Origin of the sequence: Gordonia alkaliphila (genome assembly GCF_039542465.1) — a bacterium.
GTDB classification, from domain to species: Bacteria; Actinomycetota; Actinomycetes; order Mycobacteriales; family Mycobacteriaceae; genus Gordonia; species Gordonia alkaliphila.
Window position 1 is genome coordinate 41,233 of the sequence record NZ_BAABIE010000003.1, and the last position, 14,673, is coordinate 55,905.

The following is a 14,673-nucleotide window of genomic DNA, read 5'->3' on the forward strand; positions in this document are numbered from 1 at the left end:
CAGGCTACCGGTGGTGGGCGGCCGCCCGCCTGGCGCACCTTCCCAGGTCACAACTGAATGACGACGGCCGTCCTGGTTTCCTCCAGACGGAGGGTGGTGGTTAGTTGGAAGGTATGCAAGGTCTGGCCGTGATCGTCTTCCCGTTTCTCCTGCTGCTCTTCGCGCTCGTCATGGAGAAGGTCCAAGCCGGTCTCGATCGGCTGTCCGTCGGCCGCGCCCAGGTGGACGAGTTCCTGGAGAGCGCCGACGAGACCGACGTGAGCAACCTGGCCAAGACCGGGCTGCCCGCCGCACTCGACGAACTCCGCAGTCGCCGCAGCGGCGCGCGCGAGGATGAGAACTGACACCGGACGTTCACCGCAATCCCTTGCGCAAGTGACAGCTGCAACAATTACACTCATCCATCGAGTAGCGTGGATCACTGGCATCCATGTCAGTCGCGACGAGAATGAGAACGAGGAAGGTTCGTAGGTGGACGAGATTCTGGCCCGGGCGGGTATTTTCCAGGGGGTCGAGCCTGCCGCGGTCGCAGCGCTAGCCACCGAACTGACGGAGGTCGAGTTCCCCCGCGGACACGTGATCTTCCACGAGGGCGAACCCGGTGACCGCCTGTACATCATCCTGACCGGCAAGGTGAAGCTCGGTCGTCGTTCCCCGGACGGTCGCGAGAACCTGCTGACCATCATGGGACCGTCGGACATGTTCGGCGAGCTGTCCATCTTCGACCCCGGCCCGCGCACGTCGTCGGCGACCACCGTCACCGAGGTCCGCGCCGCCACCATGGACCGCGATGCGCTCCGCAAGTGGATCAAGGACCGCCCGGAGATCGCTGAGCAGCTGCTGCGCGTGTTGGCCCGACGCCTGCGTCGCACCAACAACAACCTCGCCGACCTGATCTTCACCGACGTCCCCGGCCGTGTCGCGAAGCAGCTGCTGCAGTTGGCACAGCGCTTCGGCACCCAGGAGGGCGGTGCGCTCCGCGTGACGCACGACCTCACGCAGGAAGAGATCGCTCAGCTGGTGGGCGCTTCCCGCGAGACCGTGAACAAGGCCCTGGCCGACTTCGCGCAGCGCGGCTGGCTCCGCCTGGAAGGCAAGAGCGTGCTGATCGCCGACTCCGAGCGTTTGGCGCGACGAGCTCGCTGACCCCGCAGACCACGAAGGGAGTACATCCGCCTCGGCGGATGTACTCCCTTCGTCGTTCGTCGGTGCTGCCGCGTTGTCTGGCTACAGCGCGCGCAGGTACTCGAGCTGCGTCTTGACGCTCATCTTGGCCGCCGGCCACAGCTTGCGGTCGACGTCGGAGTAGACCTTGCGGACCACCTTCATCGGCTTGGCTTCCTGCGGAGTCATCCGCAGGTCGTCGAGCGCCTGTCGGATCTGGTTCAGTCGCTCCTCGCGGTGCGACTTGTAGAACCGCGCCACCGGACCGAGTTCCGCGTGGTCGGGGCCGTGCCCGGGCAGCAGGACCGCGTCCGAAGCGTCGACGATCAGCCGGTTGAGCGAATGGAAGTAGTCGCCGAGGCCGCCGTCCTGCGGGTCGAGCACCGTGGTGCCGTGCCCGAGGATGGTGTCGCCGGTGATCACTGCGCGCTGCCCCTCCCACTCCACCAGGAAACTCATCGAGTCGGCGGTGTGGCCGGGTGTGTGCATCGCGGTGATCTTCAGGCCCGCGGCCTCGATCACCTCCCGGTCGGTCAGCCGCGGCGCGCCGTGACTGAACTCGTCCGAGTGCGCACGGTGCACCGAGCCGGTCTCCTTGCGCATCCGCTTGATCGCGCCGGTGTGATCGAAGTGCCGGTGCGTGATGAGCGTCAGCTCCACCTCGCCGGCCACGTCGGCGACGGCCCGCACATGCTTGCCCGACCGCGGCGGTCCCGGATCGACGACCACCGCCGTGGGGCTGTCGGGGGCGCGCAGGATCCAGGTGTTGGTGCCGTCGAGCTCCATCAGGCCGGGGTTGTCCCGCAGCAGCACCGACGCGAAGTCGGTGACCGGCCGGACCTGACCGTAGGCGGGGTGCTGCACAGACGCGGTCATGTCACCGGACCTGCACGATCAATTCCACCTCGACCGGAGCGCCGAGCGGCAATTCCGCCACGCCGACGGCCGATCGCGCATGAACCCCGGCGTCACCGAAGATCTCGCCGAGGAAGTTCGACGCCCCGTTGAGCACGCCGGGCTGCCCGGTGAAGCCGGGCGCGGAGGCCACGAAACCCACCACCTTGACGATGCGGACGATCGCGTCGACGCCGACGACGGCATCGACCGCAGCCAGCGCGTTCAGCGCGCACTGCTGTGCGGCGGCCTGCGCCTGCTCCGGGGTCACGATGCCCTCGGCACCGTCGGACACCTTTCCGCGCAGCGCGAGTTCGCCGTCGACCACCGGCAGCTGGCCGGAGGTGTAGACCAGGTCGCCCACCCGCAGCGCCGGGGTGTAGCTGCCGACCGGCGCGACGACCGGGGGCAGCGAGATGCCGAGTTCGGCCAGTCGCGCGTTCCAGGTCTGCGCCATGACTAGTTGGTGGGTCGCTTCAGGTACGCGACGTGCTGCTCGCCGGTCGGGCCGGGCAGCACGCTGACCAGCTCCCACCCGTCCGAACCCCATGTGTCGAGGATGTCCTTGGTCGCGTGCGTCAGCAGCGGAATGGTCGCATATTCCCAGGTGGTCAGATCGCTCATAAGCCCAACCTTATCGGTTGGTTCTCGCTCTCGACAGTGCGGTCGATAAGGTGAGGCACGTGACGACTGATGCGTTGACCGTGCCTGGAGGCACGTGGCCGGAGCATGCCCGCAACGCCCGACTGCATTTCGTGTCGGGCAAGGGCGGCACCGGTAAGACCACCGTGGCCGCCGCCTTGGCTATCGCGCTGGCCAGCGAGGGCAAGAAGGTGCTGCTCGTGGAAGTCGAAGGGCGCCAAGGGATCGCGCAGCGGTTCGACGTACCCCCGCTGCCGCCGACCGACCATCAGGTGGCCACCGCGGAGGACGGCGGCGGCGTATGGGCACTCGCCATCGACATCGAGCACGCGCTGCTCGAGTACCTCGACATGTTCTACAACCTCGGCTTCGCCGGGCGCGCCATCAAGAAGGTCGGCGCCATCGACTTCGTCACCACCGTCGCTCCCGGACTGCGCGACGTGGTGATCACCGGCAAGATCAAGGAACGCGTGATCGCCACCGACAAGAAGGGCGCGCTGCTCTACGACGTCGTCGTCGTCGACTCGCCGCCGACCGGCCGCATCGGCAACTTCCTCGACGTCACCGCTGCGATGCGCGACCTGGCCAAGACCGGCCCCATTCGCAACCAGAGCGAAGGCGTTGTGACGCTGCTGCATTCGGCGCAGACCGCGGTCCACCTGTGCACCCTGCTCGAGGCCATGCCGATCCAGGAGACCGTCGAGGCCGTCGACGAGCTCGTCGCCAAGGACCTGAACATCGGCGCGGTCTTCGTCAATCGTGTTCGCCCGCACCACCTTCCCGACGATCAGCTCGACGACATCGCCGAGGGTCGCGTCGACGCACCCGCACTCCGCACCGCATTGGAGGACGCCGGTCTGGCCACCACCGACGAGGACTTCGCCGGGCTGCTGACCGAGACCATCGATTACGCCATCCGGCTCCAGGCCCAGCAGGTGGCCCGCGCCGATCTCGACGAAGTACCGGCGCCGCAGATCGAACTGCCCGAGCTCGATGAGCACGTCGACCTCGGAGCGCTCTACCAACTCGCCCGCACCATGAAGGAGGCCGGCGTCTGATGTCCGATCTGGAGATGGGCGGGGTCCTGCTCGATCCGACGACCCGTGTGGTGATCTGTTGCGGCTCAGGCGGTGTCGGTAAGACGACCACCGCGGCCGCCATGGCCCTCTACGCCGCCGAGCGCGGTCGCACCGTCGCGGTGCTGACGATCGACCCGGCACGCCGCCTCGCCCAGTCGCTCGGGATGACCGAACTGACCAACGAACCGCAGCCCGTGCCCACCGAGGGCACCGGCACGCTCGACGCGATGATGCTCGACATGCGCCGCACCTTCGACGACATGGTGGTGGAGCACTCCACCCCCGAGCGCGCCGAGATCATCATGAACAACGCGTTCTACCAGACCGTCGCGTCGTCGTTCTCCGGCACGCAGGAGTACATGGCGATGGAGAAGCTCGGTCGTCTGCTGGAGCAGAACCGCTGGGATCTGATCGTCGTGGACACCCCGCCCTCGCGGAACGCCCTCGACTTCCTCGACGCCCCGCAGCGCCTGGGCTCGTTCCTGTCCGGGCGTCTGATGAAGATGCTGATCGGCGGCGGACGCGGCGTGGGTCGCGTGGTGACCGGCGCGATGAGCCTGGCCATGCGCGGCATCGCCACCATCATCGGCGCCGACATCCTGCGCGACGTCGCCGACTTCGTGCAGTCGCTGGACTCGATGTTCGGCGGCTTCCAGGAGCGCGCCGCCCGCACGTACGAACTCTTGAAGCAGCCGGGCACCAACTTCGTCGTGGTGGCCACGCCGGAGGCGGATGCGCTGCGCGAGGCCGCCTTCTTCGTGAACCGCCTGGCGCAGGACTCCATGCCGCTGTGCGGGCTGATCGTCAATCGGACGCATCCCAACCTGACGTCGATCTCCACGCCTGCCGCCCAGGCCGCACAGGAGCGGGCCACCGACGACCTCGCACGCGGCGTGCTGGCGATTCACGTCGATCGTGCGGCAACGGCCCAGCGCGAGCTGCACATGCTGCAGCGCTTCACCTCGGCCAACCCGAGCGTGCCCTGGGTGGGCGTGCCGGCATTGCCGTTCGAGGTGGCCGACTCCGAGGCGCTGCGCGCCGTGTCCGAGCAGATCACCAACCGGGGATAGTCTCCCCGGCTCCGCCGGTCAGGGCCGTCGCGCGTCCGCGGCCGTCGCGAAGTAGGCGGTGCTGTCCGGCCGGTAGAGCAGGTACAGGATGGCGGCGGCCAGCAGGCCGGTGACGATGGCGACCACGTTGAACTGGCCGAGCACGGTGTAGATCGACCCGATCAGCGCCAGCACGCCGAGTCCGGTGGCGGTGGGCCGCGCCCAGCGCTTGGCGGTCCGCGTGGCCCAGGCCATCAGCAGCCACAACGCCGTGAGCGCCACCGTGACCACGGCGACGCCGATCCGCCAACTGGTGACGGCACCGTCGATCAGCGCCTGGGCGTCGCCGCCCACTTGGTCCGCGTACTCGGAGTAGGCGCGCTGCACCGCTTCGCTGTCGCGGAGCCGGCTGATGAAGATGAACATCACCACGCCGACCACCACCTGCACCACGGCACCCGCATACATCAGGCGCACCGCGGTCAGCAGCGGCTGCGGCAGCGCCTGCACGGAACCTGGTGTCGGCGAACCGGGCGCGGGTGTGCTCGGCCCGTACGGATTCGCCGTCTCGGGCACCGGATCGTCGTCGGGCTGCTCGGACGAAGGTCGCGACGGCTGGTCAGTCATGCTGCCGACGCTATGGGAGGTGGCGGCGTCGGTGCAATGCGACGCCGCCGGGGAAGACGAGTACGGGGTTCAGTGCACCGCGGTCGCGGGTACCGCGGCCAGTCGCTGGCGGCGACGCTGAGCCTCGAAGAACGCCGACCACGACGTGACATCGGGATGCTGACGCAGCAGTGCGCGACGCTGACGCTCGGTCATGCCGCCCCACACGCCGAACTCGACGCGATTGTCGAGCGCATCCGCACCGCACTCGAGCTGAACCGGGCAGTGCCGACAGATGGTCGCGGCCTTTCGCTGCGCCGCACCCCGAACGAACAGGTCGTCCGGATCACCTCCGCGACAGCGGGCCTGAGCGACCCACGCAAGACGAGCTTCTGAATCTCCGCTGGAAAGAGGGGCCAAAGTCATTGCGGTACTCCGCCTTTCACAAACCCATCGACACTCCCCGCCGGTCGGGGCGTGCATAAGATCTTGCTCGTGCTTTGTCTCCCACTCCCCCTGAAGTGTTAGACAAGTCACGTTTCCCAATCTATTGAGGCCTTCGCGACAAAAGCAAGTCACGGTTTCGAAAAGTGGTACATGCGATTGCAAGCGACACGCAGACGCCTCGCGGTGACGGACGGGTTCGGTGCGCGGGAGGCGGCGGCACGTATCCTGGCCGAGTGCGCAACTCCACGAAGCTCCCCGGCCTTGCGCTGGCCCTAGTGCTGGCGGGCGTTCTCGTCGCCGGTCTCATGTTCCCGTTCGTCGCAGGCACGGCCATGCTGTCCAACCGCGCCGCCGCGACCATGGAGAACACCTCGTCGGAGCTACTCAACGGCACGGTGCCCGAGGTGACGACGGTGACCGACGTCAACGGCAAGCCGATGGCACTGCTCTACGACCAGTACCGAATCACGGTGGGCTACAACGACATCTCCCAGGACATGATCCGCGCGATCATCTCCGTGGAGGACCGCCGCTTCCTGGAGCACGACGGCGTGGACTGGCGCGGCACCATCCGCGCGGCGCTGAAGAACTCGTCGGCAGGCGAAGTCCAGCAGGGCGCGTCGACGCTCGACCAGCAGTACATCAAGAACTATCAACTCCTCGTCCTCGCGCGCACCGACGCCGATCGCGAAGCCGCGGTCGAGTCCACGCCCGCGCGCAAGCTGCGCGAGGCGCGCATGGCGATGACGCTCGAGAAGTCGCTCGTCGAACAGGCGATGCGCGAGAAGGGCCTCGACGAGCCCGCCGCCAAACAGGACGCGAAGAAGCAGATCGTCACGCGCTACCTCAATATGGTCCCGTTCGGCAACAACGCCTACGGCATCGAAGCCGGCGCCCAGACCTACTTCGGAAAGCCCGCCCGCGACTTGAACATCGCCGAGTCCGCGATGCTCGCGGGCATGGTGCAGTCGACCTCGGCGCTCAATCCGTACACCGACCCGCAGGCCACCACGGCGCGGCGAAACACAGTGCTCGACACCATGATCGAGAACTTCCCGCAGATGGCGCCGCAGCTGGCCGAGGCCAAGAAGCAGCCACTCGGCGTGCTGCCCCAGCCGCGCACCGTGCCGCAGGGCTGCATCTCCGCAGACAACAACGGCTTCTTCTGCGACTACGTGCTCCAGTACCTCGCCGAGAACGGGATCAGCCGCTCGGCGGTATCGCGCGGCGGTTACACCATTCGCACCACCCTCGATCCCGAGGTGCAGGCCAACGCGCTGCGCTCCGCACAGGCGCAGGCTTCGCCCACCGTCGAGGGCCTCGCGAACGTGATGAGCATCGTCCGGCCGGGCACCCAATCGCACGACGTCGTGGCCATGGTCTCCAGCCGTGACTACGGCCTGAAGCAGAACCTCGGGCAAACCGTTCAGCCGCAGCCCTTTTCGCTCGTCGGCGACGGCGCGGGTTCGGTCTTCAAGATCTTCACCACCGCCGCGGCGATGGAGAAGGGCCTCGGCACCAGCGCGGTGCTGAACGTGCCGCCGAGCATCGCGGTCTACGGCATGGGCAACAGCAACGGCGCCTTCGGCTGCCCCGCCAACGCCTACTGTGTGAAGAACGCCGGCCCCTACCCGCCTGCGCTGAGTCTCACCCAGGCGCTTGCGCAGTCGCCGAACACCACGTTCGTGGAGATGCTGCAGCAGGTCGGCGTGAAGCCGGCCGTCGACATGGCGGTGCGTCTCGGCCTCCGCTCGTACACCGCACCGGGATCGTCCGGTCACGGCGAGACGAGCCTCGCCGACTACATCAAGAACGGCAACTTCGGGTCGTTCACCCTCGGGCCCTTCCCGGTCAACGCCCTCGAGCTGTCAAATGTCGCGGCCACGCTCGCTTCCGGCGGCGTGTGGTGCCCGCCGAGCCCGGTGGTCTCCATCCAACAGGTCAAGCGCGACTCCTACAGCAACGTCGTGATGGGCGAGGACGGCAAGCCGGTGATGACCAACGTGCCGTTCAACCCGCCCCAGTGCGAACAGGTCGTCGAACGCGGTCTGGCCAACGCGCTCGCGAACGCGATGAGCGAGGACGACCGGGGCGCGGGCACGTCGGCAGCGGCCGCGTCGTCGGCCGGCTGGACCCTGCCGATGTCGGGTAAGACCGGAACCACCGAGGCGCACCGCTCGGCCGCCTTCCTCGGTTTCACCAATCAGCTCGCCGCCGCGGCCTACATCTACAACGACGGCTCGAACCCGTCCGGGATCTGCACCTCGCCGCTGCGGCAGTGCTACGACGGCAACGTCTACGGCGGCATGGAACCGGCCCGCACCTGGTTCGGCGCCATCGGCCCGGTGGCGCAGAAGTTCGGTCCGGTCCGCATGGCGCCCAACGATCCGCAGTTCGTCCGCGGCAGCAGTCGCGGCCGGATCCCGAATGTGGCGGGCCTGCCCGCCAGCCAGGCGGTCTCCCGACTCCAGGAGGCCGGGTTCAAGGTGAAGGAACTCGAGGTCGACAGCGGTAAGCCGAAGGGCACCGTGGTCTTCACCGCGCCGTCGGACAGCGCGATGCCGGGCACCGAGATCGCGATCTACGTGAGCAACGGCAAGAACGAGAGCAGCGGCGGCGGCACACCGACGTCCAAGACCGTCACCGTGCCCGGAGTGGGTCCGGTGGTCATCGAGGTACCCGAAGGCTGATCGGGCCGCGGAGACGGGCGGGCAGCGGGCAAATCGACGCGTATCCTCGTCTTCATGCCTCTTGTCCCGGGTCTTCCCTCTCGCCGCTCCGCCGAACTGTTGAGCGGTACCGGCCGCGTCGCCGTCGGCGCCGCCGGTGCCGCAGCGGCGGGCCTGCTGTATTCGACGGTGATCGAGCGCAACGCGTTCACCCTGCGCCACCTGACCCTGCCGGTGCTCGAGCCCGGCTCGTCGCCGTTGCGCGTACTGCACCTGAGCGACATTCACATGCTGCCGCGACAGGTCCTCAAGCAGTCGTGGATCAGCGGCCTCGAAAGGCTGGAGCCCGACCTGGTGGTCAACACCGGCGACAACCTGGCGCACCCGGGCGCGGTGCCTGCCGTGGTGCAGGCGCTCGGCGGTCTCCTGTCCCGGCCGGGGCTGTTCGTCTTCGGCTCCAACGACTACTTCGGCCCGACCGCCAAGAATCCCCTGAAGTACTTCAAGACCGACCACAAACGTCAGCACGGCGAACCGCTGCCGTGGCAGGACCTGCGCGCCGCCTTCACCGAGCGCGGCTGGCTCGACACCACCCACACGGTGCGCGAGCTGGAAGTGGCCGGCGTGCGCGTAGCCGCCGCCGGCGTGGACGATCCGCACATCGGCCGCGACCGGTACTCGACGATCGCCGGACGCCCGAACCCACTCGCACAACTGCGGCTCGGTCTCACGCACTCCCCCGAGCCGCGGGTACTCGACGAGTTCGCCGCCGACGGCTACGACCTGGTCCTGGCCGGGCACACCCACGGCGGCCAGCTCTGCGTCCCCGGCTACGGCGCGCTGGTGACCAACTGCCATCTCGATCGGTCGCGCGTCAAGGGCGTGTCCAACTGGGGTTCGACGATGAAACTGCACGTCAGCGCAGGCCTGGGTACGTCGCCCTATGCACCCGCCCGCTTCTACTGTCGGCCCGAGGCGTCCCTGCTGACGCTCACCGCGACCCGCAGCGGAGGCGGCGACGAGGACATCGTCGACCAGTCCCTACCGCAGCTCGCGACCACGATCAGCTGATCGCGAAGGCCCCGGTCGCGCGACGATATTCCCCATTCCGGGTGCTCGAAACGATACTTTCAGGTTCAATTGGTTCTACACACTCCGGTGTCCAGATCACCCCACTGCGGAAGTCTCATCTCGGAAGTCTCATTGCGGAAGTTGCGGGGTGTGAAGAGACCCCGACGGGCCCACCCCGCCGGGGTCTTTTCGCCCCCGCGGGAGGGGTACGACCATGACGGCCTTGACCACGTTCTCCGCTGCCGCACAACAGTTCTCGGCCTTGGTGGGCAGGCTTCCGGCGCCCGCGTGGGAGGGCCCGGGACTGGGTGACTGGGATCTGCGGTCCCTGGTGGGGCACACGAGTCGCGCGATGAGCACCGTCGCCGAGTACCTCGACCGGCCCGCGACCGTAATCGACGTGGAGAGCCCCGAGGAGTACTACGCCCGAGCCCGGGCAGCCATCGCCGCCGGCCGGGTCACGGGCATCGTCGAACGCGGCCGACAGGCCGGCCTGGAACTCGGGACAGACCCCGCGGCCGCCGTCGCCGCGCAGGTCGCGGCGGTGCTGGAGAGGCTGGGCGACGGCGCCGACCGCCCGATCCGCGTGATGGGCGGACTGGGCATGCGCCTGCACGCCTACCTGCCCACCCGGACCTTCGAGCTCGCCGTGCACAGCCTCGACATCGCCGCGGCCACCGGCGTCGACCTCCGGCTTCCGATGGACGTCGCGAACGAGACCACCCAATTGGCGGCGCGGACCGCCGTGCAGCTCGGTGCGGCAGCGCCCTTCCTACGCGCGCTGACCGGCCGCGCCCCACTCCCCGATGGCTTCTCGGTGGTCTGAAGCATCGAGGCGCCAGCTCTTGCGGGCACACCGCGGCCCGTAAGTGATCCCGAAGCGCTGCCGTCTGGTGCAGTCACCAGGCGACTGCACCAGACGGCAGAGTGCCGCCGAAGCAGCCCGGGAAAACGAGGAGGCTCTGACTGATTTCTCAGTCAGAGCCTCATCTGCTTCTCAACCAAAGCGTCGGGGTAGCGGGATTCGAACCCACGACCTCTTCGTCCCGAACGAAGCGCGCTACCAAGCTGCGCCATACCCCGTGTTCAACCTCAACGAGAGTACCTGATGCGCCGACCGGGGAAGAAATCGGCTGGTCAGAGACCTCTTTCGGCGCTCACGTCAGGACCCCAGGGTGGCCCCCGAGAGAGTGCCGTCGGCGATGGCAGTGACCCACGCGTCATGGTCGGCCTCGTTGATCGCGGAGTAGCGCAGCGACCAGTCCGCGATGGCCCGGTCGAAGGACCTACCGAGTCCGTCGACGTAGGCCGCGATCTCGCCGCGCGCACCGCTACGCGCGTGTGCCTGCGCCAGGACCTTCCCGCACAGTTCCCCGTACATCGCCAGCCGGTCGTCGGGCATGTCCTCGACCACCACCGAGCCCTTACCGTCGCGCAGCTGGCGAATGTAGAAGTCCGAGTCGCCCGCGGTGCTGCTGGCGACGCCCCGCTCGTCGCTCTGGAAGACCGGCGTGCTCAACCAGCCGAGCAGGATGTCACTCGAGGCCTGCAGCAACTGCTGGCCGATCACCACGCGATGGCCTTCGTTCGCGAACGCCACCGGCTCCACGTAGGGCGCCAAGACCGATTGCTGAGCCTCCTTCAGCTGCAGGAACAACGGATCCTGATTCTTCTTGCCGACGAACAGCAGAACCCAGCAGCGGGTGCCGACGCTGCCCACACCCACGACCTTTCGCGCGGCTTCGACAAAAGTGTACTGGTCCAGGAGTGCCCCCAGGTGCGGCGCGAGGCCCTTGCGGTACACCTCGAACCGATCCAGGAACATCGTCCTGATCTGCTCCTCCGGCGTGCCTTCGAAGGCTTCCTCTGCGGGAATGAGCAGCGGCGGATCGTACTTGATCCGGAGTGTGCCGTCACGCAGCTCGCAGAGCTTCGTCAGCGCCTGCTCGCTGTTGCGATGACGCGACTTCTTCAGCACCTTGCGCGCCTTCGCGGTGGCTGCCGTGTCCAGACGGTCACCGATCTCGGCCAGTACCTCGTCCGCGTCGACCCGCGCGTACCAGCAGTCGAGCACGCTCTTGTCCGCGGATTTGACCATGGTGCGTCGGTAGGCGCGTGCGGCCCACCGGGCCGCCCGTCGAGCCGCCCGGTCATCGGCACCGTTGGCCTGTGCGGCCACCACCATGCTCGCGGCCAACCGCTTGACATCCCATTCGAACGGGCCCGGGTGCGCTTCGTCGAAGTCGTTGAGATCGAAGACCATCTGCCGCTCGGGCGAGAGGAACAGTCCGAAGTTGCTCAGGTGCGCGTCCCCGCAGAGCTGCGTGCGGATCCCGCTGTCGGGCACCGACCCCAGGTCCGCGGCCATCAGCGCCGCGGCGCCCCGATAGAAGGTGAAAGGGGTGGTCGCCATGCGCTGATGGCGTACCGGGATCAGGTCGGTGAGCCGGTTCTTCTCCTGGTCGACGAGGATCGCGATCGGATCTCGTCTGCCCTGCGCCGGCCCCGCACCGAGTTGCTCTGCGGTGAACGTCATGGTGGTTCCTCTCGCCTGGGACCGGCTGTGGGGCCGACCGCCTACTGGTACGAAATGAAGTACGGCGTCGGTCGCACGTCCATCGTCGCGGCCGGGCTGAACATCGGCTTGTCCTCGGTGTAGAAATTCTTCCACCCCATCCAGATGTTCGGCGGCAATCCGGCGATCATCCGGTTCCAGGTTCCCATCTTGACCGCGGGCGTGCCGTGGCCGTCGGCGTGCAGGACCACCGCGAGCTCCGGGTGCGAGGTGTCCAGGCGGGTCCGGTCGCCGAGCATGTCGGCGTCGAACTGGTGCAGTACGAACGCCTTCTGCGGCAGGCCCTTGCTCCGCACCAGGTCGGCCAACCAGGCCGCGGTGCGGTTCACCTCGGCCGGCGTCACCGAACCGATCTGCTCCAGGTGGACCTGGTCGTTCTTGATCCGCCACTCCGGGTCGAGGGCCAGTCCGACGTTCGGCCGTTCCAGCAGGCTCCGGTACATCTGGGCCTGGCTGAGGAAGTCCATCCGCCCGGGCTGCAGATCGAGGGTGACGTAGATACCGGCCTGCGCGGCCGCGTCCACCCACGGCTCGATCACCGTGGGATCGAGGACGTTGGTGTACGCCCCGCGGTACCCGGGCTCGGCGGAGGCCACGGTCACGATGATCTCGAAGCCGGGCACCACGGGCGCGGACGAAAGCTTGTCGTACTGGGCGGCGAGCGCTTGTGCGCGGCGCACGGTGGCCGGCAGATCCTGTCGGCCGAGCGGTCCCAGCTCCGCCGATCCCGGCGAACCGTAGAGCGCGACCACGCGGCGCGACGGGAACATCAACTGGCCGCCGCCTGGCAATTCCGGCACGGTCCGGGCCAGCCGCACGCGCTCAACGAACCGCTCGGTGGTGCCGAACGCCGCTCCCACGCCGATCACGGCCGCATCGCCCGCCTCCTTCACCGCGGCGACCGAGGCGCCGCTGGCCCGAGGGTCGGCGACCGGGACCACGATGGCCTCGGCACCGCCGAGTTCGGCGTCGACCGCGGCCGCGGGTTCGGTGGTGAGCACCACGGCGTCCGACCGGTCCGACGCCGTCACGCCCGCGCCGAGCCGGGCCTCATCGGTGGTCTGCGGCAGCTCGAAGTCGGGAATCTCCGCGCCCACGGCGACCACCGTCTGCACGTCGAGTCGACGCAGTTCGTCGGCGACCACCGCGGTCTGCTCGGGTGCGACCACGAACAGCGGCACGCGGCGACTACTACTGACTTCCACTGCCCGCGCGCGATCGGCAGGTGCGGCGTCGGCGGAGACCACCAGCGCCGACGGCGAGGAAGTCAACAACAGTCGGCTCACCAGCACTTCGTCGGGCACCCCCGGCTCGGCGAGCACGCGGGTCTCCCCCGGAGTCGACGCGGGCGGCGTGCGGACGCCTCCGCCCCCGCCGCTGCCGCCGACGGATGCCACCACGATGGCAGCGATCACCACCAGGCCGCCCGCCACCAACGAGGCGCGGACAGCCTTGCGGGCCGCGGGCGTGCGGAGGCTAGTACTCGTCGACCTCATCCCCGTCCGAGGAGTAGGAGTCAGCGAACGACACACGCGGAGTGGTCGCGGCGCCGTACAGTGCCAGTGCCGTGTAGACGATCACCGCGACGCCGAAGCAGAAGGTGAGGATCGCCGAGACGATCCAGAAGACGTCGGCGGCCGAGCCGTCGAGGCTGTCGAAGAACAGCACGGCCGTGGCGGAGAGCAGGGTCGCGAGCAGCGCCCAGGCGGCGCTGCGGGCGCGGGGCCCGACGCTGGAGACGTAGAACAGTCGCTGGTACAGGCCCACTTCGAACTCGTCGACGCTGGCGAGGCGGACGGGGTCGCCGTCGGCCAGTTCACGCAGGCCGCGGGCCAGTTCGACGTTGCGCAGCAGCGACGAGGATTCGCGCTGGCGGTACCGCACATAGGCGACGGTCGCCAGGACCGCAGAGACGAGGCCGAGGGCAGCGATGATTGCCGGAGTGTTCACGGTCACCCACGGTACCGGTCCGCCGCTGCCGCGTGACGAGCGCCATGCGGCAGCGGCATCGGGGGCGGATCAGACGCTCGTGGTGACCGTGTGCGCGATGTTGCCGCGGGTGGCCTTCGAGTACGGGCAGATGCTGTGCGCCTGGGCTGCGAGATCGTCGGCCTGAGCGGGATCGATGCCGGGGATGGTGACGTGGATGTCGGCCGCCAGGCCCAGTCCGCCGTCGGCGTCGTCGGCACCGATGCCCACGGTGATCTTCACCGTGGTGCCCTCCGGCAGGGTGACGCCGGCTTCCTTGGCCTTGAGGTGCAGGGCGCCGTTGAAGCACGCGGAGTAACCGGCCGAGAACAGCTCCTCCGGGTTGGATCCGTCGCCGCTGCCGCCCATCTCCACCGGCGGACGCAGTTCCATGTCGATGCGGCCGGTCTCGGACACCACTTCGCCGTCGCGGCCACCACCGGTGGACATCGACCACACTCGGTACACGGGATTCACGGTCATCAGATTCGCCTCCATGCGTTGATCCC

16 protein-coding genes and 1 tRNA gene are annotated in these 14,673 nt (G+C 68.3%); 7 read left to right on the forward strand and 10 right to left on the reverse strand.

Going from position 1 to position 14,673, the window contains the following annotated elements:
• Positions 1-113: 113 nt before the first annotated feature.
• Together ABD989_RS04020 and ABD989_RS04025 are read left to right on the forward strand one after the other, a co-directional pair.
• Positions 114-344: a hypothetical protein gene (locus ABD989_RS04020; protein WP_345312712.1), complete on the forward strand. Its 231-nt coding sequence runs from the start codon at positions 114-116 to the stop codon at positions 342-344.
• Between the two features lie 127 nt (positions 345-471).
• Positions 472-1,146, forward strand: coding sequence for a Crp/Fnr family transcriptional regulator (locus tag ABD989_RS04025; protein ID WP_246993581.1), 675 nt, complete (start codon positions 472-474; stop codon positions 1,144-1,146).
• 81 nt (positions 1,147-1,227) lie between these two features.
• Here ABD989_RS04025 and ABD989_RS04030 read toward each other — a convergent pair whose 3' ends face one another.
• The 3 genes from ABD989_RS04030 to sp36 are packed head-to-tail and all read right to left on the reverse strand — an operon-like array spanning position 1,228 to position 2,682.
• Positions 1,228-2,040 carry an MBL fold metallo-hydrolase gene (locus ABD989_RS04030; protein ID WP_345312524.1) on the reverse strand — a complete coding sequence of 271 codons (813 nt, stop codon included), beginning with the start codon at positions 2,038-2,040 and terminating at the stop codon, positions 1,228-1,230.
• 1 nt (position 2,041) lies between these two features.
• Entirely contained in the window at positions 2,042-2,515 is a 474-nt protein-coding gene (locus ABD989_RS04035; protein WP_246993579.1) for a RidA family protein, read from the reverse strand.
• Between the two features lie 2 nt (positions 2,516-2,517).
• On the reverse strand, positions 2,518-2,682 hold the full coding sequence (gene sp36, locus ABD989_RS04040) for a Sp36 family protein (RefSeq protein WP_246993578.1): 165 nt from the start codon (positions 2,680-2,682) through the stop codon (positions 2,518-2,520).
• A 50-nt stretch (positions 2,683-2,732) separates the two neighbouring features.
• On the opposite strand from sp36, the gene bagA reads away from it, so the two are divergent.
• Both bagA and bagB read left to right on the forward strand, forming a co-directional pair.
• Entirely contained in the window at positions 2,733-3,758 is a 1,026-nt protein-coding gene (gene bagA, locus ABD989_RS04045) for an ATPase BagA (RefSeq protein WP_372493152.1), read from the forward strand.
• Entirely contained in the window at positions 3,755-4,849 is a 1,095-nt protein-coding gene (gene bagB / locus ABD989_RS04050) for an ArsA family ATPase (RefSeq protein WP_345312713.1), read from the forward strand. The genes bagA and bagB overlap by 4 nt, the downstream gene beginning before the upstream one ends.
• A gap of 18 nt (positions 4,850-4,867) precedes the next feature.
• On the opposite strand, the gene ABD989_RS04055 is transcribed toward bagB, so the two are convergent.
• The gene (locus ABD989_RS04055) at positions 4,868-5,455 is read right to left on the reverse strand and encodes a hypothetical protein (protein ID WP_345312525.1); all 588 of its coding nucleotides are present in this window, start codon (positions 5,453-5,455) and stop codon (positions 4,868-4,870) included.
• Positions 5,456-5,524: 69 nt separating this feature from the next.
• The gene (locus tag ABD989_RS04060) at positions 5,525-5,860 is read right to left on the reverse strand and encodes a WhiB family transcriptional regulator (RefSeq protein WP_246993575.1); all 336 of its coding nucleotides are present in this window, start codon (positions 5,858-5,860) and stop codon (positions 5,525-5,527) included.
• Positions 5,861-6,114: 254 nt separating this feature from the next.
• Between ABD989_RS04060 and ABD989_RS04065 the strand changes: the two genes are divergently transcribed.
• From ABD989_RS04065 to ABD989_RS04075, 3 genes are all read left to right on the forward strand, one after another.
• Positions 6,115-8,571, forward strand: a complete 2,457-nt coding sequence (locus tag ABD989_RS04065; protein ID WP_345312526.1) for a penicillin-binding protein — start codon at positions 6,115-6,117, stop codon at positions 8,569-8,571.
• 54 nt (positions 8,572-8,625) lie between these two features.
• Positions 8,626-9,621, forward strand: coding sequence for a metallophosphoesterase (locus ABD989_RS04070; protein WP_246993573.1), 996 nt, complete (start codon positions 8,626-8,628; stop codon positions 9,619-9,621).
• Between the two features lie 214 nt (positions 9,622-9,835).
• A complete protein-coding gene (locus ABD989_RS04075) occupies positions 9,836-10,447 on the forward strand; it encodes a maleylpyruvate isomerase N-terminal domain-containing protein (RefSeq protein ID WP_345312527.1) in 612 nt (203 codons plus the stop codon).
• Positions 10,448-10,630: 183 nt separating this feature from the next.
• Here ABD989_RS04075 and ABD989_RS04080 read toward each other — a convergent pair.
• From ABD989_RS04080 to ABD989_RS04100, 5 genes are all read right to left on the reverse strand, one after another.
• Positions 10,631-10,704 (reverse strand) — tRNA-Pro (locus tag ABD989_RS04080).
• A 79-nt stretch (positions 10,705-10,783) separates the two neighbouring features.
• Positions 10,784-12,157: a DUF2252 domain-containing protein gene (locus ABD989_RS04085; protein WP_345312528.1), complete on the reverse strand. Its 1,374-nt coding sequence runs from the start codon at positions 12,155-12,157 to the stop codon at positions 10,784-10,786.
• Positions 12,158-12,198: 41 nt separating this feature from the next.
• Positions 12,199-13,692, reverse strand: a complete 1,494-nt coding sequence (locus tag ABD989_RS04090) for a hypothetical protein (protein ID WP_345312529.1) — start codon at positions 13,690-13,692, stop codon at positions 12,199-12,201.
• Positions 13,673-14,146 (reverse strand): hypothetical protein, encoded by a 474-nt coding sequence (locus ABD989_RS04095; RefSeq protein WP_345312530.1) that lies wholly within the window; start codon positions 14,144-14,146, stop codon positions 13,673-13,675. The genes ABD989_RS04090 and ABD989_RS04095 overlap by 20 nt, the downstream gene beginning before the upstream one ends.
• Before the next feature lie 69 nt (positions 14,147-14,215).
• Positions 14,216-14,647, reverse strand: coding sequence for an Ohr family peroxiredoxin (locus ABD989_RS04100; RefSeq protein WP_246993568.1), 432 nt, complete (start codon positions 14,645-14,647; stop codon positions 14,216-14,218).
• Positions 14,648-14,673 lie beyond the last annotated feature (26 nt).

Excerpts from the sequence above, each read along its gene's own strand:
- ABD989_RS04020 (WP_345312712.1), top strand. The coding sequence starts at position 114 with ATGCAAGGTCTGGCCGTGATCGTCTTCCCGTTTCTCCTGCTGCTCTTC.
- ABD989_RS04030 (WP_345312524.1), bottom strand. The coding sequence starts at position 2,040 with ATGACCGCGTCTGTGCAGCACCCCGCCTACGGTCAGGTCCGGCCGGTC.
- ABD989_RS04035 (WP_246993579.1), bottom strand. The coding sequence starts at position 2,515 with ATGGCGCAGACCTGGAACGCGCGACTGGCCGAACTCGGCATCTCGCTG.
- sp36 (WP_246993578.1), bottom strand. The coding sequence starts at position 2,682 with ATGAGCGATCTGACCACCTGGGAATATGCGACCATTCCGCTGCTGACG.
- ABD989_RS04055 (WP_345312525.1), bottom strand. The coding sequence starts at position 5,455 with ATGACTGACCAGCCGTCGCGACCTTCGTCCGAGCAGCCCGACGACGAT.
- ABD989_RS04060 (WP_246993575.1), bottom strand. The coding sequence starts at position 5,860 with ATGACTTTGGCCCCTCTTTCCAGCGGAGATTCAGAAGCTCGTCTTGCG.
- ABD989_RS04070 (WP_246993573.1), top strand. The coding sequence starts at position 8,626 with ATGCCTCTTGTCCCGGGTCTTCCCTCTCGCCGCTCCGCCGAACTGTTG.
- ABD989_RS04075 (WP_345312527.1), top strand. The coding sequence starts at position 9,836 with ATGACGGCCTTGACCACGTTCTCCGCTGCCGCACAACAGTTCTCGGCC.
- ABD989_RS04085 (WP_345312528.1), bottom strand. The coding sequence starts at position 12,157 with ATGACGTTCACCGCAGAGCAACTCGGTGCGGGGCCGGCGCAGGGCAGA.
- ABD989_RS04090 (WP_345312529.1), bottom strand. The coding sequence starts at position 13,692 with ATGAGGTCGACGAGTACTAGCCTCCGCACGCCCGCGGCCCGCAAGGCT.
- ABD989_RS04100 (WP_246993568.1), bottom strand. The coding sequence starts at position 14,647 with ATGACCGTGAATCCCGTGTACCGAGTGTGGTCGATGTCCACCGGTGGT.